The 16,590-nt window shown below is 46.2% G+C and carries 20 protein-coding genes, 1 tRNA gene and 1 pseudogene; 5 read left to right on the plus strand and 17 right to left on the minus strand.

The genetic code is table 11. The annotated features are described in order from the left end of the window. Nucleotides 1-95: 95 nt before the first annotated feature. Both FGI41_RS24845 and FGI41_RS08705 read right to left on the minus strand, forming a co-directional pair. Nucleotides 96-266 carry a hypothetical protein gene (locus FGI41_RS24845; protein WP_176560192.1) on the minus strand — a complete coding sequence of 57 codons (171 nt, stop codon included), beginning with the start codon at nucleotides 264-266 and terminating at the stop codon, nucleotides 96-98. A gap of 18 nt (nucleotides 267-284) precedes the next feature. Next, a complete protein-coding gene (locus FGI41_RS08705) occupies nucleotides 285-536 on the minus strand; it encodes a YozQ family protein (protein WP_139489574.1) in 252 nt (83 codons plus the stop codon). A gap of 159 nt (nucleotides 537-695) precedes the next feature. On the opposite strand from FGI41_RS08705, the gene FGI41_RS08710 reads away from it, so the two are divergent. Then, a complete protein-coding gene (locus FGI41_RS08710; RefSeq protein WP_255298382.1) occupies nucleotides 696-2,312 on the plus strand; it encodes a S8 family serine peptidase in 1,617 nt (538 codons plus the stop codon). A gap of 25 nt (nucleotides 2,313-2,337) precedes the next feature. Further along, nucleotides 2,338-2,946, plus strand: a complete 609-nt coding sequence (locus FGI41_RS08715; RefSeq protein ID WP_255298383.1) for an NAD(P)H-dependent oxidoreductase — start codon at nucleotides 2,338-2,340, stop codon at nucleotides 2,944-2,946. Nucleotides 2,947-3,470: 524 nt separating this feature from the next. On the opposite strand, the gene FGI41_RS08720 is transcribed toward FGI41_RS08715, so the two are convergent. From FGI41_RS08720 to FGI41_RS08735, 4 genes are all read right to left on the minus strand, one after another. Next, nucleotides 3,471-3,974 carry a DUF3907 family protein gene (locus FGI41_RS08720; RefSeq protein WP_139489576.1) on the minus strand — a complete coding sequence of 168 codons (504 nt, stop codon included), beginning with the start codon at nucleotides 3,972-3,974 and terminating at the stop codon, nucleotides 3,471-3,473. Between the two features lie 86 nt (nucleotides 3,975-4,060). After that, the gene (locus FGI41_RS08725; RefSeq protein ID WP_139489577.1) at nucleotides 4,061-5,230 is read right to left on the minus strand and encodes an ABC transporter permease; all 1,170 of its coding nucleotides are present in this window, start codon (nucleotides 5,228-5,230) and stop codon (nucleotides 4,061-4,063) included. Then, nucleotides 5,223-6,422 carry an HlyD family secretion protein gene (locus tag FGI41_RS08730; RefSeq protein WP_139489579.1) on the minus strand — a complete coding sequence of 400 codons (1,200 nt, stop codon included), beginning with the start codon at nucleotides 6,420-6,422 and terminating at the stop codon, nucleotides 5,223-5,225. The genes FGI41_RS08725 and FGI41_RS08730 overlap by 8 nt, the downstream gene beginning before the upstream one ends. Beyond that, entirely contained in the window at nucleotides 6,415-7,044 is a 630-nt protein-coding gene (locus tag FGI41_RS08735; protein WP_139489581.1) for a TetR/AcrR family transcriptional regulator, read from the minus strand. Before FGI41_RS08735 ends, FGI41_RS08730 begins: the two co-directional genes overlap by 8 nt. A gap of 135 nt (nucleotides 7,045-7,179) precedes the next feature. On the opposite strand from FGI41_RS08735, the gene FGI41_RS08740 reads away from it, so the two are divergent. Together FGI41_RS08740 and FGI41_RS08745 are read left to right on the plus strand one after the other, a co-directional pair. Further along, a complete protein-coding gene (locus FGI41_RS08740; protein ID WP_139489583.1) occupies nucleotides 7,180-7,431 on the plus strand; it encodes a hypothetical protein in 252 nt (83 codons plus the stop codon). A 120-nt stretch (nucleotides 7,432-7,551) separates the two neighbouring features. Then, nucleotides 7,552-8,163 (plus strand): hypothetical protein, encoded by a 612-nt coding sequence (locus FGI41_RS08745; RefSeq protein ID WP_139489585.1) that lies wholly within the window; start codon nucleotides 7,552-7,554, stop codon nucleotides 8,161-8,163. A 237-nt stretch (nucleotides 8,164-8,400) separates the two neighbouring features. Here FGI41_RS08745 and FGI41_RS08750 read toward each other — a convergent pair whose 3' ends face one another. The 3 genes from FGI41_RS08750 to FGI41_RS08760 form a co-directional block, all read right to left on the minus strand. Then, nucleotides 8,401-8,622: a hypothetical protein gene (locus FGI41_RS08750; RefSeq protein WP_139489586.1), complete on the minus strand. Its 222-nt coding sequence runs from the start codon at nucleotides 8,620-8,622 to the stop codon at nucleotides 8,401-8,403. A gap of 140 nt (nucleotides 8,623-8,762) precedes the next feature. Beyond that, a tRNA-Ser gene (locus FGI41_RS08755) sits at nucleotides 8,763-8,851 on the minus strand. 89 nt (nucleotides 8,852-8,940) lie between these two features. Then, nucleotides 8,941-9,339 (minus strand): YkvA family protein, encoded by a 399-nt coding sequence (locus FGI41_RS08760; RefSeq protein WP_139489588.1) that lies wholly within the window; start codon nucleotides 9,337-9,339, stop codon nucleotides 8,941-8,943. 80 nt (nucleotides 9,340-9,419) lie between these two features. Here FGI41_RS08760 and FGI41_RS08765 point away from each other — a divergent pair, with 80 nt between their 5' ends. Then, nucleotides 9,420-9,860 carry a hypothetical protein gene (locus FGI41_RS08765; protein WP_139489589.1) on the plus strand — a complete coding sequence of 147 codons (441 nt, stop codon included), beginning with the start codon at nucleotides 9,420-9,422 and terminating at the stop codon, nucleotides 9,858-9,860. A 178-nt stretch (nucleotides 9,861-10,038) separates the two neighbouring features. On the opposite strand, the gene FGI41_RS08770 is transcribed toward FGI41_RS08765, so the two are convergent. The 8 genes and pseudogenes from FGI41_RS08770 to FGI41_RS08805 form a co-directional block, all read right to left on the minus strand. After that, entirely contained in the window at nucleotides 10,039-10,476 is a 438-nt protein-coding gene (locus FGI41_RS08770) for a hypothetical protein (RefSeq protein WP_139489591.1), read from the minus strand. 1,019 nt (nucleotides 10,477-11,495) lie between these two features. Then, nucleotides 11,496-11,816 (minus strand): hypothetical protein, encoded by a 321-nt coding sequence (locus tag FGI41_RS08775; protein WP_139489593.1) that lies wholly within the window; start codon nucleotides 11,814-11,816, stop codon nucleotides 11,496-11,498. A gap of 563 nt (nucleotides 11,817-12,379) precedes the next feature. Then, nucleotides 12,380-12,805 carry a barstar family protein gene (locus tag FGI41_RS08780; RefSeq protein WP_139489595.1) on the minus strand — a complete coding sequence of 142 codons (426 nt, stop codon included), beginning with the start codon at nucleotides 12,803-12,805 and terminating at the stop codon, nucleotides 12,380-12,382. 10 nt (nucleotides 12,806-12,815) lie between these two features. Further along, the gene (locus FGI41_RS25260) at nucleotides 12,816-13,823 is read right to left on the minus strand and encodes a polymorphic toxin-type HINT domain-containing protein (RefSeq protein WP_218015222.1); all 1,008 of its coding nucleotides are present in this window, start codon (nucleotides 13,821-13,823) and stop codon (nucleotides 12,816-12,818) included. A gap of 28 nt (nucleotides 13,824-13,851) precedes the next feature. Further along, nucleotides 13,852-14,211, minus strand: a pseudogene (locus FGI41_RS25765) (RHS repeat-associated core domain-containing protein); the annotation flags it as partial. 279 nt (nucleotides 14,212-14,490) lie between these two features. Then, complete coding sequence (locus FGI41_RS08795) at nucleotides 14,491-15,270, minus strand: barstar family protein (RefSeq protein ID WP_139489597.1); 780 nt, start codon at nucleotides 15,268-15,270, stop codon at nucleotides 14,491-14,493. Nucleotides 15,271-15,388: 118 nt separating this feature from the next. Beyond that, the gene (locus FGI41_RS08800) at nucleotides 15,389-15,757 is read right to left on the minus strand and encodes a hypothetical protein (RefSeq protein WP_139489599.1); all 369 of its coding nucleotides are present in this window, start codon (nucleotides 15,755-15,757) and stop codon (nucleotides 15,389-15,391) included. Nucleotides 15,758-16,322: 565 nt separating this feature from the next. Further along, nucleotides 16,323-16,589: a CPCC family cysteine-rich protein gene (locus FGI41_RS08805; protein ID WP_438358008.1), complete on the minus strand. Its 267-nt coding sequence runs from the start codon at nucleotides 16,587-16,589 to the stop codon at nucleotides 16,323-16,325. Between the last annotated feature and the right edge of the window lies 1 nt (nucleotide 16,590).

Here is a 16,590-nt window from a genome sequence, read left to right on the forward strand (position 1 = left end):
CAGTTCCTTTTTTCGTATAGGGAATAATTAGGCGACAAAAAAAGCCATTGGAATGACAGCCTGTATAGCGGCGTCCTCCGAATGGCTTTTTGTGATTAAGCGCGGTCTTCGCTGTCCTGCAACTGTGCTGGCTGTCCCTGCAATTGTGCCTGCTCGCTGGACTTTTGGGTGATGACCTGGTCTGGCTTGTGGATCGTGCCGACTGCACCTACTGTTGCCATGGCGAGCATATCCTGCTCCTTGCTGTTGTTTTGCTGTTGGGTCATGATGATGTCATCCTCCCCTTATTTTTTGTTTGGAAAGACCCCTTCATATCCGTTGGTTGGGATCTCTTTGGCGGCATGACCGGCAAAAGCGTCTATTTTGCCACCGTTGTTGCCTTCATAATAGTCGTCCATGGTCATTTCGTGGGACAAGGCCAGACCTTTATCGACGGTGTTGGAGCTTTGGTAATCTTCTACGTGATACGTTTTTTCCGCGATCTCGCCGCTTGGGTATTGGTCAAGCGACGGATTTTTGGTGTTGTTCTTGGTCATGTGCATTCCCTCCCTGACAAGAATCATCTCCTAGTCTGATAAAAAGGAATGGTTTTTAGCCACGCTTGTGTGGCACGGCCCCCTCTATTTTTTACCGTAATAATCAAGCGGCGAACGTACACGCTATACCTATTCAGAATGGACAGGGAGTGAGATATAGTGAGAACCATCTCTGCTCTTGTCGTCACAGCGGTACTGGCGGTGGTGATGATCATCCCGCTGCAGCGCCAGACGCCTCCCCAACAGGCTCTGCCGCCTGCCCAGCCGCAGACGCAGCAAAAACAACAGCCGACCCAACGTATCCAAAGCAAAGTCGAACGACTGCGAACCGATCATCCAGAGGAAGACGGTATTCACATCGCCAAGATCAACTATGTTGAACAAGTGCGTGATATGCGCAGAAAGATGGAGAGTCGTCCACATATCATGACCATCCATCACAATCCGCGGGACCACAGCCACTTTGTCGAGCATGAGGTCGTAGTCAACTTCTCGCCTGAGCCGACTTCGGCCCAGCTGCAGAAGCTATTGAAGGAGACCAACTCCAAGATCAAGCGGGACAACACGACCGCGATGATCATCAAGTCAAAGACGATGACCACCAATCAGTTAATGAAGTATTTTGCCGAGCATCCAGACTCCGTGTACGCGGAACCAAACTACCTGCTTCTCCCCAACAATACACGACCGAACGACATTCTCTACAACCGCTATCAGTGGAATCTCCCGCTGATCGGCCTCGAACAGGCGTGGGATGTCAACCGGGGCAGCAAGGAAGTGACGGTCGCTGTCGTCGATACCGGTATTGACCTTACCCACCCAGAGTTCAGTGGCAAGCTGACCACAGGCTTTAACGTCCTGACCGGTGACGCTAAGCCGATGGATGACAACGGTCACGGCACACACTGTGCAGGTGTCATCGCGGCCCGTACCAACAACCGCGAAGGGATTGCCGGTATGTCGTGGAACAGCAAGATCATGCCGATCAAAGCAATCGGTGCGGACGGCTCTGGTACGGCTTTTGACATCGCAGAGGGAATCCGTTGGGCAACTGACCATGGTGCAGATGTCATCAGTCTGAGCGTGGGCAACTACACCGCATCTGCCGCGCTCAAGGAAGCCTGCTCCTATGCTTACAAGCACAATGTCGTACTCATCGCCGCCTCTGGTAACGATGCTACCAATCAACCAAGCTATCCGGCTGCCTATCCTGAGGTGATGAGTGTCGGTGCGGTGGATAATCACAGACAGATCGCCGACTTCTCCAACTATGGCAACTATATTGACGTGGTAGCTCCTGGCGTAGATATTCCAAGTACCTATATTTATAAGGATTATGCAGCTCTCTCCGGTACTTCCATGGCAACCCCTCACGTCGCTGCTTTGGCCTCCCTGCTCCGCTCTGTCAGCCCTGATATGAGCAATCGTAAGATCATGGAGATCATCAACCAGACGTCCACAGATCTCGGTCCTCGCGGCAAAGATATTCACTACGGAAACGGTCTGATCAACGTCAATGCAGCATTAAAAAAAATCCCGCCACATACCAACTCTTCCCCAGATGATGCATGGGATACAACCGTACCGGGAGAGCAAGATAATGTGGTGGAACCAGAACCAACTGACGAGACAGCCGATGAAACAACAGACGAAACAACGGCTCCAGAGAAAACCGGACAGAATGAGCCTGCTGACACCACCGAGCCCGAAGATACGCGCGGCCCTGCCGAAACGTTTCGAGAGCTGTTCCGCAGATGGTTCCCGAATCTCGGGTAAGAACACTACTTAAGGAGGAATACCCATGACCATGAGAGCCAATATCGTCTTCGCCCATCCCGGCCAAGAGAGCTTCAACCATGAAATCCTCGCCCAAGTACAAAAATCCTGCGATAAAGCAGGCATCAAATATGTCATCCGTGACCTGTATCAAATGAAATTCAGCCCTGTGCTGAGCAACGAAGACCTCACCAGCATCGAAGCAGGCCAAATCCCCGCTATGATCGAGGAGGAGCAATCCATCACTGCCGATGCAGACCTGCTCGTCATGATCTATCCGATCTGGTGGTGGTCCCAACCGGCCATCCTCAAAGGCTGGATCGACCGCGTCTTCCTCGACAAATTCGCTTTCGAATACACCAGCAACGGCCCGGTCGGCCTCTTCAAAAACAAACAAGCCGTCGTCTTCACCACCACCCGTGAGTCCGAAGCGGAGATGAAGGAAAAAGGCTACGATCAAGTGATCAAGACCCAGATCGTCGACGGTGTGCTCGAGTTCTCCGGCTTTGAAAATGTGGTCTTCCGCAATTTTGCCGAAGTACCGTATGTAAGCGATGAGCAGCGTATGGATTATCTGGATCAGGTAGATCAGATCATTACGTCTGTGCGTCAGCCGGCGAATGCAGGGAAGTAAAGAGGAATGAAGGAATAGGAAAGACAGGTAATCCAAAAAAGGCTAAGACCCTAGGTGGTCTGGCCTTTTTGTTTTCGTCAGTGTTATGAGTCCTGAACCTTTATTTGATTGATGAGTTGCTGTGTGAATTCAGTATCAAATCGTTTTAGTTTTAAGCTTGGGCACTTTTTGTTTTTATTGTTTTTGCTGTTTCCTTTATTCGTTTTTATGCATGTAGCTGCGCGGGAGAGGAGGCGGCTTTCAAGACGAGAGCCTCTTTGGAACCCCCTGCCCAGCGAAAAATGATCTACTGGGACCCTCTCCTTCGAATACGCTCCCAGGGCAAACTTCAATCATCTTCGAATAAGCCTTTTTTGCCCCTGCTCCCAGTAGATCATTCGCAGCGGCCAGCCTTTCCTTCTCACGAAGGGGTTTCAACAAGGCGACCGTCTTGAAAGCCGCCTCCTCTCCCTCCCCACGATCAAAAAAGAAAACAAAAAAGCAGGAGACCATCAAAGTCCCCTGCCTTCCAACACACTTTTCAACTATTTAACAGACTGCATACGCTTCTTCGTAATATAGTCTGTCTCATAATACTGAAGCTCTTCACGCATTTGCTCAAACACCCGGGACAGTGACAATGTCAGGTTTTGCAGCTCAGGCGTTACGGTTTTACGGAAAATGATGCAGTCTTGACCCGTATAGGAGTAACGACCATCTTCGTCGTACACTTCACCTTTTGGATAATAAAAATTGGTGATACAGGAATGGTACACCTTGTAAAGTGATTCTTCCGCGAACTCTGGATTGAAGCGGGCGCGGCGCAGGCATACCCCAAGCTTTTCATAAGCATTTTCACAGTAGACCAGCAGGTGACGGAAATCAGACAGGTAGTGGCGGTAGTAGGTTTCATACTCTTCCGGATCTCCCGATTGTTCGACCAGGGAAGACAACGTCACTTGGTTAAGGAATTTCTCCAGCTCCATGCTGACTTTTTTCAATCGGTTAAACGTATCTTCACACAACTGTTTCAGGTGAGCGTCTGACATGGGAAACCTCCTTTTTCGGGGCAAAAGAAATGTTATTCCCTATTGTAAAGAAACCAACATGTCGTGACAAGGTTTTTTTTGCATTTTTATGCGTTTTCCAGTGTTTTAGTGTAAGATTTCCTAACATGAATCAAATACGCCAGATACGAACCGAATAAACCTACCATCGCCATGAGAGTTAAGACGATCAAATCATGCTGGATGTAAGTAAATCCGTGACCTTTGCTCAACACTTCGCGAACGCCGTGTAAGAAGTATGTCAGCGGCATTGATTCCCCGATGGCGGCGATAACCGGCGGCATGGACATCAGCGGCCATGTATAGCCGGACAGCATAAATGACGGTACAGCGATCAGCATGGCAACCTGTGTAGCCTGCAGCTGGTTGGGAGAGAAGAACGAGATCGCAAAGCCGATGAACAGGATCGCCAGATTAAACACGAATCCGACCAACAGCAGATGCATTGGATTGCCGTAGTACGGGATACCGAATCCTTTTAGCAGGATCGTAAAGGTTAAGACCAGATTAAACGTGGAAATGATCAGATACGGCAGTAATTTGGCTGTTACCAGCTTGAAGAAGCTGTTGGAACGAAGTGTATCGCCCCACGTCCCCTCTTCTTTTTCCTTGGTAACCGCGAGCGCCACAGCGAGGAAGACGACCTGCTGAAGCACGGCAGCGCCCAGACCGAACACCATGAAGGACATATAGCTGAAAGTCGGGTTATACAGAACACGGTAGCGGTAGTCGATCCCGGTAAAGAAGGAAAGACCTTCGTTCCCCCACTCCCCTTTGGCTTCCAGCTTCTTGAGCGTGATTCCGGCGGAGATGGATTTGATGACACTGTTGGCAGCACGCACAGCGGTGTTGGAGATCATCAGGTTGCTACCGTCGACGATCGTGAGGACTTCGGAGTCTTTGCCTGCTTTGGCATTGGCGGTCAATCCGGCCGGCAGGATGATCTCGACAAATGCTTTTTCATGGTTGATCATGTCTTCGGCTTCTTTTTCCGACGGAGTAATCGCAGTGACGGCGAAGGATTGGTCATGATCGATCGCCCGGATGATCTCACGGGTCAGCTCGGTCTCGTCATGGTCCACGATGACGGTCGGGATATCCATGACCTTTTGCGTGCCGTACAGAAATCCGAACAGGCTAAAATACAGAACCGGGATGACAAACAGAATGTTGCGGATCGTCTTGTTGGTAAAAATCGTACGCCATTCCTTGGCAAAGAGTGCAGACCAGCTATTCACTTGCGCCATCCCCTTTGATCGACCACTCGACAGAGAAGCCTGGACGGAGGGTGTCACCCGCCACTTTGACCTTCACCATAAAGGCGCGGACATCACGGTCGCTCAATTCGGTGGTTGCTTTTTTCACGGCGAAGTCTGCGGCTGGGGCGATGATTTGGATGGTTCCATCGATTTCTTTTTGCAGGGCAGGTACGAACAGTTTGACGGTTTGGTTGACGGCGAGCTTGCCCAGTTGGGTTTCATCTACATAGAACTTCACGAATTGGTCATCCTGCTGTTGGATGGTTACCACGTTGGAGCCTTGGGCGACCAGCTCCCCTTTTTGCACGGAGACGGATTTGACGATCCCGCTTACAGGGGCAGTCAGCTTGGTGTTGTTGATGTACGCTTCGATCTCATCGAGTGCGCCTTTGGCTTGTTGGACACCGGCTTCGGCGGATTGGACGTCAGATTGGCGCAGACCTACCTGCCCGCGTCCTGCTACGGCGTTTTTGTAAGCAGCATTGGCTTGCTCCAATTGGGCGCGGGTCGCATCGATCTGCTCTTGACGGGCACCGGACTCAGCCATGTGAAGCTGTTCGACGGTCGCTTCATGCTCGGCTACCGCTTTGTCGTACTGGGCCTGCGCTTCCTCCAGCTTGGCGGCTGGGATCGCGCCTTCTGTGAGCAGCTGCTGCATCCGTTGCAGGTTTTTCAATGCGATATCTTTACCGGAGGCGGTTGCGGTCAGCTTGGATTTGAGCTGGGCGATTTCCTCCGGGCGGGCACCGTTTTTGTTGGCTTCATATTGAGCTTTGGCAGCAAGCACGGCTGCTTGCGCCTGCTCGACTTGGGCGGAACTGGAGTTGTCGGTTACGCTGACGCCTTTTTTCGCTTGATCGAGCTTGGCTTGGGCCAGCTTGTAGGAGGCAAGAGCCTGTTCGCGCTTTGCCAGAAGCTCTTCATTGGTGAGAGTGGCGAGCAGTTGACCTTCTTTGACGAACTCTCCTTCTTTTACCTGTAAATCCTTGATGGAGCCAGCCATTTTGAAGGCGAGGTCCACCTCAGACCCTTCGATCACACCGACCATCGGCTGGGTCGCATGTACGCCTGCTGCCCCAGATTGTTCTCCTGTCACCAGATAGCCCCCAAGCAGTGAAATCGCGGTGACAAATCCGATCACACTGGCAATTGTTTTCTTTTTGTTATTCATTGTCTCTCTTCTCCTTCTCCATGTTACATTCCGTAATGATGTTGGCAGATCCAATCCCTAAGGCACCCTTGCACATCGCCAAAAGTGTATTGCGCGTCTGTTCGGTGTAAATCTCTTCTCTGCGGTACAGCTTGCGCAGCACGGTGAACCCGATCATTCCAAACAAAGAGGAGGTCAAGGTGCGAATCTCCAGCTCTGGAGCAATCACGCCCTGCTTTTGCATCGAGTCAAAATACGTTTCCATCGTGATGAAATACGAGCTCAACAGCTGTCTCACCATCTCATCACGGCTATGGTCACCAGAACTGAAGCTGAGCAGGAGCAGGCAGAATTCTTCATGCTCAGCAAAAAAACGAAGATGTTCATCCAGTACGTAAAGCATGCGTTCGTAGACGGTATGGCTGGTATCATTCATCGCGGTCGTTACGGATTCGATGAGCATCTCCACGCCTTTCTGGTTCACATAAAAGAACAGTTCCTCTTTGGTCTTGAAATGGTAGTACAAGGTCCCCTTGGCCACATTCGCCACTTCAGCAATATTGTCCATCGTGGTGTCTGAATAGCCATATTGGGCAAAAGCTTGCAATGCGCTCTGGGAAATCAGATCCTTTTTCTTACTCATATTTTCCTCCATCTATCTTAAACTGACTGGTCAGTACAAAAACTAGTTTACCCTCCTCCACCCCTTTTGGTCAAGAATGTTTTTGGATCAATCCGCGCATATTTAAAATGTCAAATGTGAAGGAGGTACATCCCTATGTCGACGCGGGAGAATCTGATTGAATCCATCGTGTCTCTAATCAACAGCCACTTCGATCTCAACGTGGAGCTTGGCGAGGAGAATCTGCCTGTCGTAACCCAGGCGACCCCCAAGCAAGATCAGCCACTCACCCAGTTCGTCAATCAGTTCATCCAGCTGGTGGAGAACAGCGACTGCGACGGCAAGATGAACTATTACTTCGGCAACGAGCTTGATTTTGATTCGAATGAAGAGTTTCATCGTTGGTAAAAAAATACCCGTTTCTACTAGAGCGAAACCCGTTCTGACCTGACTTGAAGAAAAATAAAAAAAGCCCACCTGGGGCATATTATGGACAAATCAAATGGCACTCATAACGGAGGGGAACCCATGCCAACTTCTCAACCGAACAACCAAGAACAAACCCAGACCCAGGTGATGGAACAGACTGAAGTGGTTCAAAAGACGACGGTGGTCGAACAGACCCAAACACAGCAAACCCAGACGCAACCGCCATACCAGACACAAACATCCACTGATCAGCAGCAGAAGGGATCCAAGCCGTACTCATCGGTCGACGTGACCGTCACAGGTCAGGATGTCGGGGCTTTTTTAGCGATTTTGTTCGCGGACAATACGTTCAAGTATATTCAAAACCAAGCTGTCCTTACATACACCCCTGACAACTATGCAGAAGCGCGCGAGCTGATCAAAGCCAACAACGACAAGCAGTTCCAAATCACCGCCAATGGCCGGCCAATCAAGGAGCTTCGCGATGTCATGATCGAGCTGGTACGCAACATCCTCAAAGAAAACACCTCTGCACAAGACCGCGGTGGATTCGATCTGAACCGCATCGATGTGGAGCGGATGAGCGTAGCCGAGCTGGATTCGTTCCTGCACAACCCTGACAGGGGTATCGAGGATGCGGTCAATGCGATCAACTCCGTGGATAACTTTGACAACAAGTTCAGCAACGAACAGCAAGAGCGCTTGCATTAGACTTCTAGCCGTGTAAGTCAGTCGTGACGGGAACATCATAAAAAGACCGGGATTGGCCTGTAATAGGGATCTCGGTCTTTTTTACGTTGTGATATCAGGAATACCCTGGATCGATCTTAAACGCTTTGGAAAAAAGGTGCGTAAGATTATGTTGGGGACGCGTTTTTGCCAGTTTCGACTGTGTGGTGCTGGGAATCCGTACGGGGTGATCCGGAGGTTGACGGAGGAGTTGGCTCCCTAGCTCCGTTTCTCCTGGGGCTGTCTCCTCTCCCGTACATAATAGACCAGCCACACCACGATAAAATACAACGGAAACAGCACCAGCCCCGCTGCGCCGACCAGCATGATCAGCCCGATCTCACCATCAGCCAGCTCACTCGGGATCGTATTGAGCGCGTATAGCAGCCAAGCCAGCCAAACGATGACACCTGCCATTCCGAACCGATAGGCTAACCGCATCGAGATCCATCTCCTTTTTTCATCTGTCATGTAACGTCTGCTCTCAATCATGGATTAAGATAATAAAAAAACTCCCAACCCCGGCATCCCGGCAGTGGAAGTTTGATTCGTCATGTCATGTCTTGTAAAAAATATGTAAGTGGCGGAGGGAGAGGGATTCGAACCCCCGTGACGTTGCCGCCTAACGGTTTTCAAGACCGCCCCGTTATGACCACTTCGGTATCCCTCCGCATTCGTATAAGCGTCGAGTTGCCTCAACAAGATTTAGTATACAAAACTCTAGCAGAAAGATCAATCCCTTTTTTATCCAAACTGAAATTAGAAGAAAAGGCGGGTCAGCAGTAGATAGAGCCAGACGAGAACCGAGATCCATAATAGAATGATCAGCCCGCCGACCAGCCAGTTTTTCCGCTTGCCCTGACTCATCAGCTCCACCGCCTTTTCGCGGCAGTCGGCCATCACATCGGCAGGGATCAGCCGGACGGCGAGCAGGATGCCAAGCGGGACGAGGATGACATCGTCCAAGTAGCCGAGGATCGGAATAAAATCAGGAATCAGGTCAATCGGGCTGAATGCGTAGGCGACCACACAGACCGCTACCAGCTTAGCCAGTAAGGGTGTGCGCTCGTCCCGGTATGCAACGTATAACGCATAGACATCGCGTTTGATCGTACGGGCCCAGCTTTTTAGGCGTTGGATGGAGTTAGGTTGTACCATTTTCAGCCCTCTTTTCATATGATATACTTTTGAAATTGTCGTGTAATGGTTAGACTTGGGAGCATAAGGAGTGATGTTGCGTGGATCAATTGCTTGCGTTTGCCAAAGAATACTGGGTGATTCTGGCACTGGTGCTAGTCGCCGTGTTCGTCATTAATACGTTTCTCAAAGCGGTGTTCCGCATAGTTAATATCGGTCTGGTGATCGGCGCGATTCTGGTGCTTGGCTTCAACTACTCCCCGAGTGCCGTGGTGGAGATGGGGCGCGATGTGGTGAGCGGGGTCAACGAGGTGTTCGTCTCGACCGTCAAACCGCTGATCGAATCAGAGATCAAGGATGCCGACTACACGTTCCACGAAGACGGCTCGTACGAGATCAAGACCAAGAACATCCGCATCACCGCGAAAAAAGGCGATCCGACCGCTACTGTCTACTATAAAGATTTTAGCTTCAAGGTCAACATCGACGACCTGGGTGTGATTGCCAAGGAGCAGATGAAGCAGGCGGAAGCGACTCATTAGTTTTTGTACTTGTACCCGTTAAGAAAATCCCCGGTCTTGAGACTGCAAGCCTACGCCTGAATTCACCTGGCGTAGGCTTGTTTGATGCAGCCGGTCCACTGTTGAGATAGGAGCAGGAATCGAGTACTTCTACTTTTAAATGAGAAAAGAAGCTCTCGGCAGCTTCATTGTCATGGGGTCACTGCGGTGGGACATGCTCAGACCGTTCGGATATTGACTGTCTTCGAGTCGCCGGAGGTGTTGGTGGTGCAATGGTATGTACAGACGATTCTCTGCTCTTATCTGCTTCGTGGAAGTAATTGAGGGTATTGGAAAACACCCCGACGCATTCTCCGCTTTTTCCTGGATCAGGTCGTGGCGTTTCAGTTTTTTGGGGTGGCGTAGAATTGAGATTGGAGATCGGGCTTTCGTAGAGTTCGGTCAGTTTCTGGTAGATCGCATGCTTGATGGTCGATTCAATCTTCCCGCTCTCGGAGCAGATGACAAACAGCGTGGTAGCCAGACAGAGGTTGGTCTCGGTCACATGGTGGAACTGATACCTACGCCCGTCCTCCCTGATCAAGAAGGTCTCATACTTCCGGTCTAAATGGCGCTCGATGTTAAACAACTCATTCAAAAACGCGTCGCTCATCGCTATCGGCTTGGTCTGTCCCCCTGTTTGAGTCCCTTGATATTTTTAAAAATACGCAGTATGGTTCCACCTCCCCTGTCTGGTTGATTGGTTGGTTTGTGATTAGGGATTTTAACGGTCTTATTCTCTTCCAAAATAAAGCGTTAGTCCTTATCTTGGGACAGGATAAGATACCGACACATAGCCTGTTGATCCCTGTCGAATGGTATCTGTACAAGCATTCGAGTATGTTGGAAGGAATCAGGCAATATCGTACAAATGAATATTTTTTTGATTAAATTTGGTCTGAAAAATATTTTTCGACAAGAAGAAAAACGTGATTTCAACACCGAAAATGAGGTCAAAATGATTTATTCACGAAAGAAGTTGGTGAGTTTTATACAGGGGGAAAAACCTACCCTCTCACTCATATAAGAAATGGACAAAGCACCATGATATGTGCCTTGCCCATTTTTATGTTCCTTAATATCGGTAGTCTGTTATCGTTCCTGATTTATAAGCACGTATTCAATACGTTTCTCGTTCATAACCACTACCGGCGAAACACGATACACGGGGAATTGTTTGTGAAAATTCTGCATGTAGTTCACGATGTCGGGATGGTTGAGACACATTTTGATCAGTTCCTCGGCCAGCTTGGTTTTGGTCATGCCGCAGCTGATCGCGAGTATTTTTGGAGCTTGGTATCGGTATCGTTGCATAAGGACGGGTTGACTCGGTGCTTTTTATAGGAACGGTTGTGGTTGACGGACTCGTTCATGCTTCTCCCCCCGCTTTATAAAGAAATAGATTGTGTTTGTATGAGTTGGCTGATTTACGCTGCTACAGTGTTACTGTATGTCGAATGGAGGCTAAGTAGAACAAATTGACTTTAAAATTCTTGGAAGGCCTCTATTTTCCAAACCCTTCGTCCCGACAAAAAAGCGTGTAGAGCGAAGTACCTTTTCGGTACTTTGTCTACACGCTGTGACAACCATTTATTAAATGGTCATCTATATATACGATTAATGATGTAAGATATTTTTATTTTCAGCTACCCAAAGATCAATAATATTTTTTAGTTCACTTGTTTCAATACGCCCCTCGTCATCTGGAAAATCAGTGTATATTACAGTAATATCTTTGTTTATTTCCAGACTACAGATATTTCCTCCAATCCTTTCAAAAGCTGATTTACCGTCTAATACCCTGTTAATAAAATCGAGGAAAATTGGTGACCGAAAAGATTCCATATCGGATAGCACATACTCGACAATTGCTACTTCTCTAGGTAACTTTATTTTTTTGTATTCTCCGTCTTGAATAATAACAACGTTGTATTTCATTCCGTCCCACCATTCTTAGTATTTTGGAAATGCCGTATCAATTTGAGGCAATCCCCTTATTGAGTAAACTGGTAGGCCGTACTGTGAGGGGAGTGCAGCTCATGAACTTCGTAGGCTTGATACCGAAAACGAACAAATCAAGCAAAATCTTAGGGAAAAAGACTTTAGAAAACGGCATTCTCCGTGACTTCATAAAAAAGAAAAAACAAGGAGTAGCTAGCTTACCAATGAATCAAGCTGGGATACACTGTCCTAACCGTTTTACGTATTGACTATGTCTTTGAAGGCAGGTATTACGGCAATTGGAAAAATCGAAAAGCATCTGTCTAAACGTTGACCACTACATCGTCGACTGATCAAAGATTGATTGCTTGTTTCAGATGAAAAGATCAAGGAATGGATGTTTGGACTGATTTCAACGGAGTAAATCGGTTAATTTAAGTTCTACTGACCTTAAAATTTCTGTCTAGGAAAGTGTAGCCGTCCAATTCAATGCCTAAATAAAAAAAGAAACCTTAAAGGTGAGGTTAGTACCTTTAAGGCAGAAGTAGAGTAAGAAATGTTTAGTTATCTAGATTTAGATCGTTCCCATTTCTAAACAGATACACGGTTAAGACAATAGGCTTGTCTAGACCGAATTCTGTTGTTAGTAAGCTTTCTGCTACATCATTAAAACATACAGTAAGTTTCTCTAAATCTTGAGGAGCGCTGTATAACATATTGTTTATTTGTGTCCAAAGAATTGCAACTTTCTCAACACTAAGATTATCAATCCCACCCCATAGTGAATCAACGAATGCATCCAAATTAACTTGCCCACTCAACGGGGGGTCTTGAGGTAAGATATTAACTATTTGGTGAAAGAAAGTTTCAAGGTCATGGATGATTTCCCCGTTAATCTCAAAGATATCATAACCATTATCCCTAAGTGTTCTAATTAGCTCGGGTTTATTACTCTCGTTTTCCCATATTACATGTGGATGATTCATATGTTCCTCCTTACCTTATGCGAACAAATGGTACTCCATTATCGCCGTAATGAGACCATGTATAATACATTTCACCAGTTCGAGTGTTTGCTACAATCCTTCTTTCACCTGCGCCGTTGCTTCCAGGAGGAGGTGATACTCTGTATTCTTTATAAACACCCCTTTGCTCTATTGGCAGATGTCCTTGATAATTCCCGAATGTTGTTCCCCATTTTCTGTTAAGTTGTCCCCCTGGCCTAGTCCCTGAATCAATGTGTCTTAAAGTATTGAGTACCGCAGTTTCTTCCTCTCTAGACAGTGACCCTGAAGTAATCCAACTACATCTATTATGCGTCCAGATTCCAAGATTAGAAACAAAATACGTATGGAAATCCTTAACCTTGAAATTATATACGGTCCTGTGTTCCTTCTTAACCACAATTTTCTTAATGGCTAATATCTTGCCATCAGAGGTTGTAAGTACATCTCCGACTACTAGCTTTCTAGATTCTACCCATCCTTTGCCGACAATCCAGAATGGGTGCTCATCGGTGGTTGTAATGACTTCCTCTCCTACCGTAATGTTATAAGTTTCCTCCACTTCACGTTGGAAAAGCCATTCCACTTCCTTGTAAGCCATTTCGCCTGTTTCAACGTCTTTGGCTAGGACTTTGTCACCAACTTTAATTTCCTCGATGGATTTTTCCCCTTTGTTTGTTAAAACAATAGTGCCTGCAGTGAAACAATTACATTTTTTAGCGACATTTGTTGACGTCTTCGTTGCTGCCTTCGTTTTCGATACTGTCTTAGCAGTAGTTTTAGCACCTGCCTTGACAGCTTTACCCAACTTTCCAGCAGGAGCGACGTTCACAGCAGCACTACCTGCTGCACGAACATCCTGTTGATTCCATTTGCCGTCGGTTAACGTCTTTACATTTTCTTTGCCGATATGTTCGACTCCCGCTTTTTTGACGGCTCCTAGAAGTTCTTTCCCTGCTTTTGCAACCGATCCTGGCAGCTCCTTGGCTCCTTTGGACATCCCATTCCAAATGGCCGATACGGAAAAGATGTCCAGTTGGGTCGATATATTGGAGAGGATTGTTGAGGACATACGTGTATCGGTTCAGGCTCAGTGGATTGTCTACTTGCCCCTTGAGCGTATCCTCTGTAATAAACCGTCCGACGCTCGGATCATAGAACCTAGCACGCAGATAGTAGAACCCTGTCTCTCTGTCATACGGCTCTCCCGAATAGCGGAACGGGTTATTCATCTGTTCATTCGCCTGTACGTCCGGACTAGGGTTGCCCCATGCGTCATACTCATATTGGTTGAAGACGTCCCCGTGGCTGTTGTAGAGGTAATAGCCGGATTGGTTAGTCTGGGCATCTTAGCGCAAGATTAGGTCGTTCCCCCAGATAATGCGGGCACCCTGTTCCCATTTTTAGCGGAAGAGAAAACCTCTGGATACAGAGATATGTCTTTTAGTTATATATAAATAATTCACTATAAGAATACAAAAATAAAGCCGGAAATTAGAGCACCCAGGCAAGGTACAATTTCCGGCTGTAGTATTAATGAAATGATTTTATACAAAATGTTAGCCTGATAATTAAATATGGAACTAACACCCAACTCCTCTTAATTTTTATGAATACTACACACTAACGAATTAACTTCAACGTAAATTTATTTAATTAATTACAACTTAACTATAAATTATCGTTATACGATTAGCGATAAATATATCCCTAAGTTGTTGATAAAAAGATTCGTCTGCCCCTAAAACGAAGTTACTCTCATCACTACAGTCGATATTATTTTTTTTAATGTGTAAGTCAAAGGGTGGTACGGCACCGAACCCCCCACAAAAACAATTCTGAAGACTATTTAAATCAAACCCATAATAACCACCTGGGCCATTAATAGCTTCCCCTAACGCATAAAAGAAAGAAGTTGAATCTGTAACATAGGTTGCGTCTAAAAAGTATTCATCATTCTGTTGTTCTTGAGGAGCTAAAACTGGCTGAGACTTTAATCGTATTACTTCTAGCCATCCTTTCCGTTGTTCCTCTGATAATTGAGCCCACACATTTTTGGTCGTAGGTGGTGCCTCTCTCCATATATCCCATATCTCCAATGTTTCCTTTGATGCTACTGACAAAAGTGTCCCTATTAGTTCCGAATGAATCCATCCATCTCTATCCCCGTCCTTTTGAAAACAAACTGGGTCTTTTAAAGAAAAATAGTAAGCGCCTATTTGTTCTCCTTTCTGATTAGTTATGGATAAATCGATATTTGTAATACATACTTTGGATTTCATACAATGTTCGTTAAAAGCATCATTGATAACGAAATTAATTAAAGTTATTTTATGGTACGATTCATGGTTAAATTCAGTAATACAGTCACCACTCAGACCAACAATGTTTTTGCAACTCCCGATAATAATCCTGCTATCATCATCTATTAATGAAAATCTACTCATACTACCTCCAAATTATTTCTTTCCACCCTCCGGATACCACGGTCCTGGAAATAACCTAGGTTGAGAGTAGTCATGATTTAATACATATCCAAGCTTTCGGTCAGGCCTTTTTAATATCCTAATGATTTGTACCTGGGATGTCATATTCTAGCGAGCCGGCCCACACATTCGCATTACCTCCTGTTTTAGTTTTTAACTCCATTGCACCAAAAATCTTCTGCTTACCATTTGCATCTAGTCTTGGTGTCCCTCTTCCTAATAATATTTCTTCATATTGTTCACGTATTGCTTTAAGGATAGGATTTGGAGAGGATAGTTTCTTGTTGTCCACCTTAGCTGCACAATTATGAACCGAGATTCCAAGATTGGACACAAAATATGAATGGAAATCTGCTACCTCAAAATGGTATGCCGTTGCATGTCTAGTCTCTTTTACAATCTTATCTATAGATCGTTTTGCTTCCATCACTTGAAATAAGCCGGTCATTTACTCTTAGGTCTTTAACAAGTGTCCATCCTTTTCCATCCAACCAGAATGGATGCTCACCTGTGACCTCAATTAGTCGTACTAACGGTTGCGTTGCCAGTTACCTTACAATATTAAACCGTTATTTGCCGAGACTCTTTCTTGCCCTTGTCAATAGACAGTTTGTTTCCATTATTTGAAATGAACACGTCATAAAGTTTAAGTCTTAATTGGAGTTGCGTGTTGTAATTCAGTTAAATCCAAGCCTTCTATGCTTTCGTCCTCCAAATAGTCGGATTTGTCAAAAAGCTAAATGAGTTCTTGGCACTTGCCGTCTCAGAAATAGAAAGTGTTGTGTGCTGCATTCTATAGGAATACTGCTAAAGAATATGTTTACTCTCTTTAATACTCTAACGAAATAAACCCGAATGATGAACAGATCTAATTTATTCATCATTCGGGTTATGGGATAATAATTAACCAATTAGTTATTCAATTTGTACTTTTAAATGGCTACCAATCAATGTGAAATTATAGTAATAATTGTTCCTACATCTTAAATATATAGGTTTATTTTTCAGTAGCACTAAAGCAACCTGCGTTGTTTTTCTTCTTGGGTTGGAGGACGCACAAACTTAAGAAATTCCGAAGATATCGCACCTATTCTGATGTAATTTTCTCTAGCCTCATTTAAACTAATCCCATTAGCGCCTCCAGTACGGTTCGGATCTTGAAATTGAAGATTATCGTCTTCCCAGTAACATACTGGACAAATATCAAAACTTCCAGGCGGTTTTTCATCCAATGTATTGTTGCCACAACATGGACAATTATATTTTTTCAATAAATTCACC

The organism is Brevibacillus dissolubilis, assembly GCF_006170445.1.
Lineage (GTDB): Bacteria > Bacillota > Bacilli > Brevibacillales > Brevibacillaceae > Brevibacillus_B > Brevibacillus_B dissolubilis.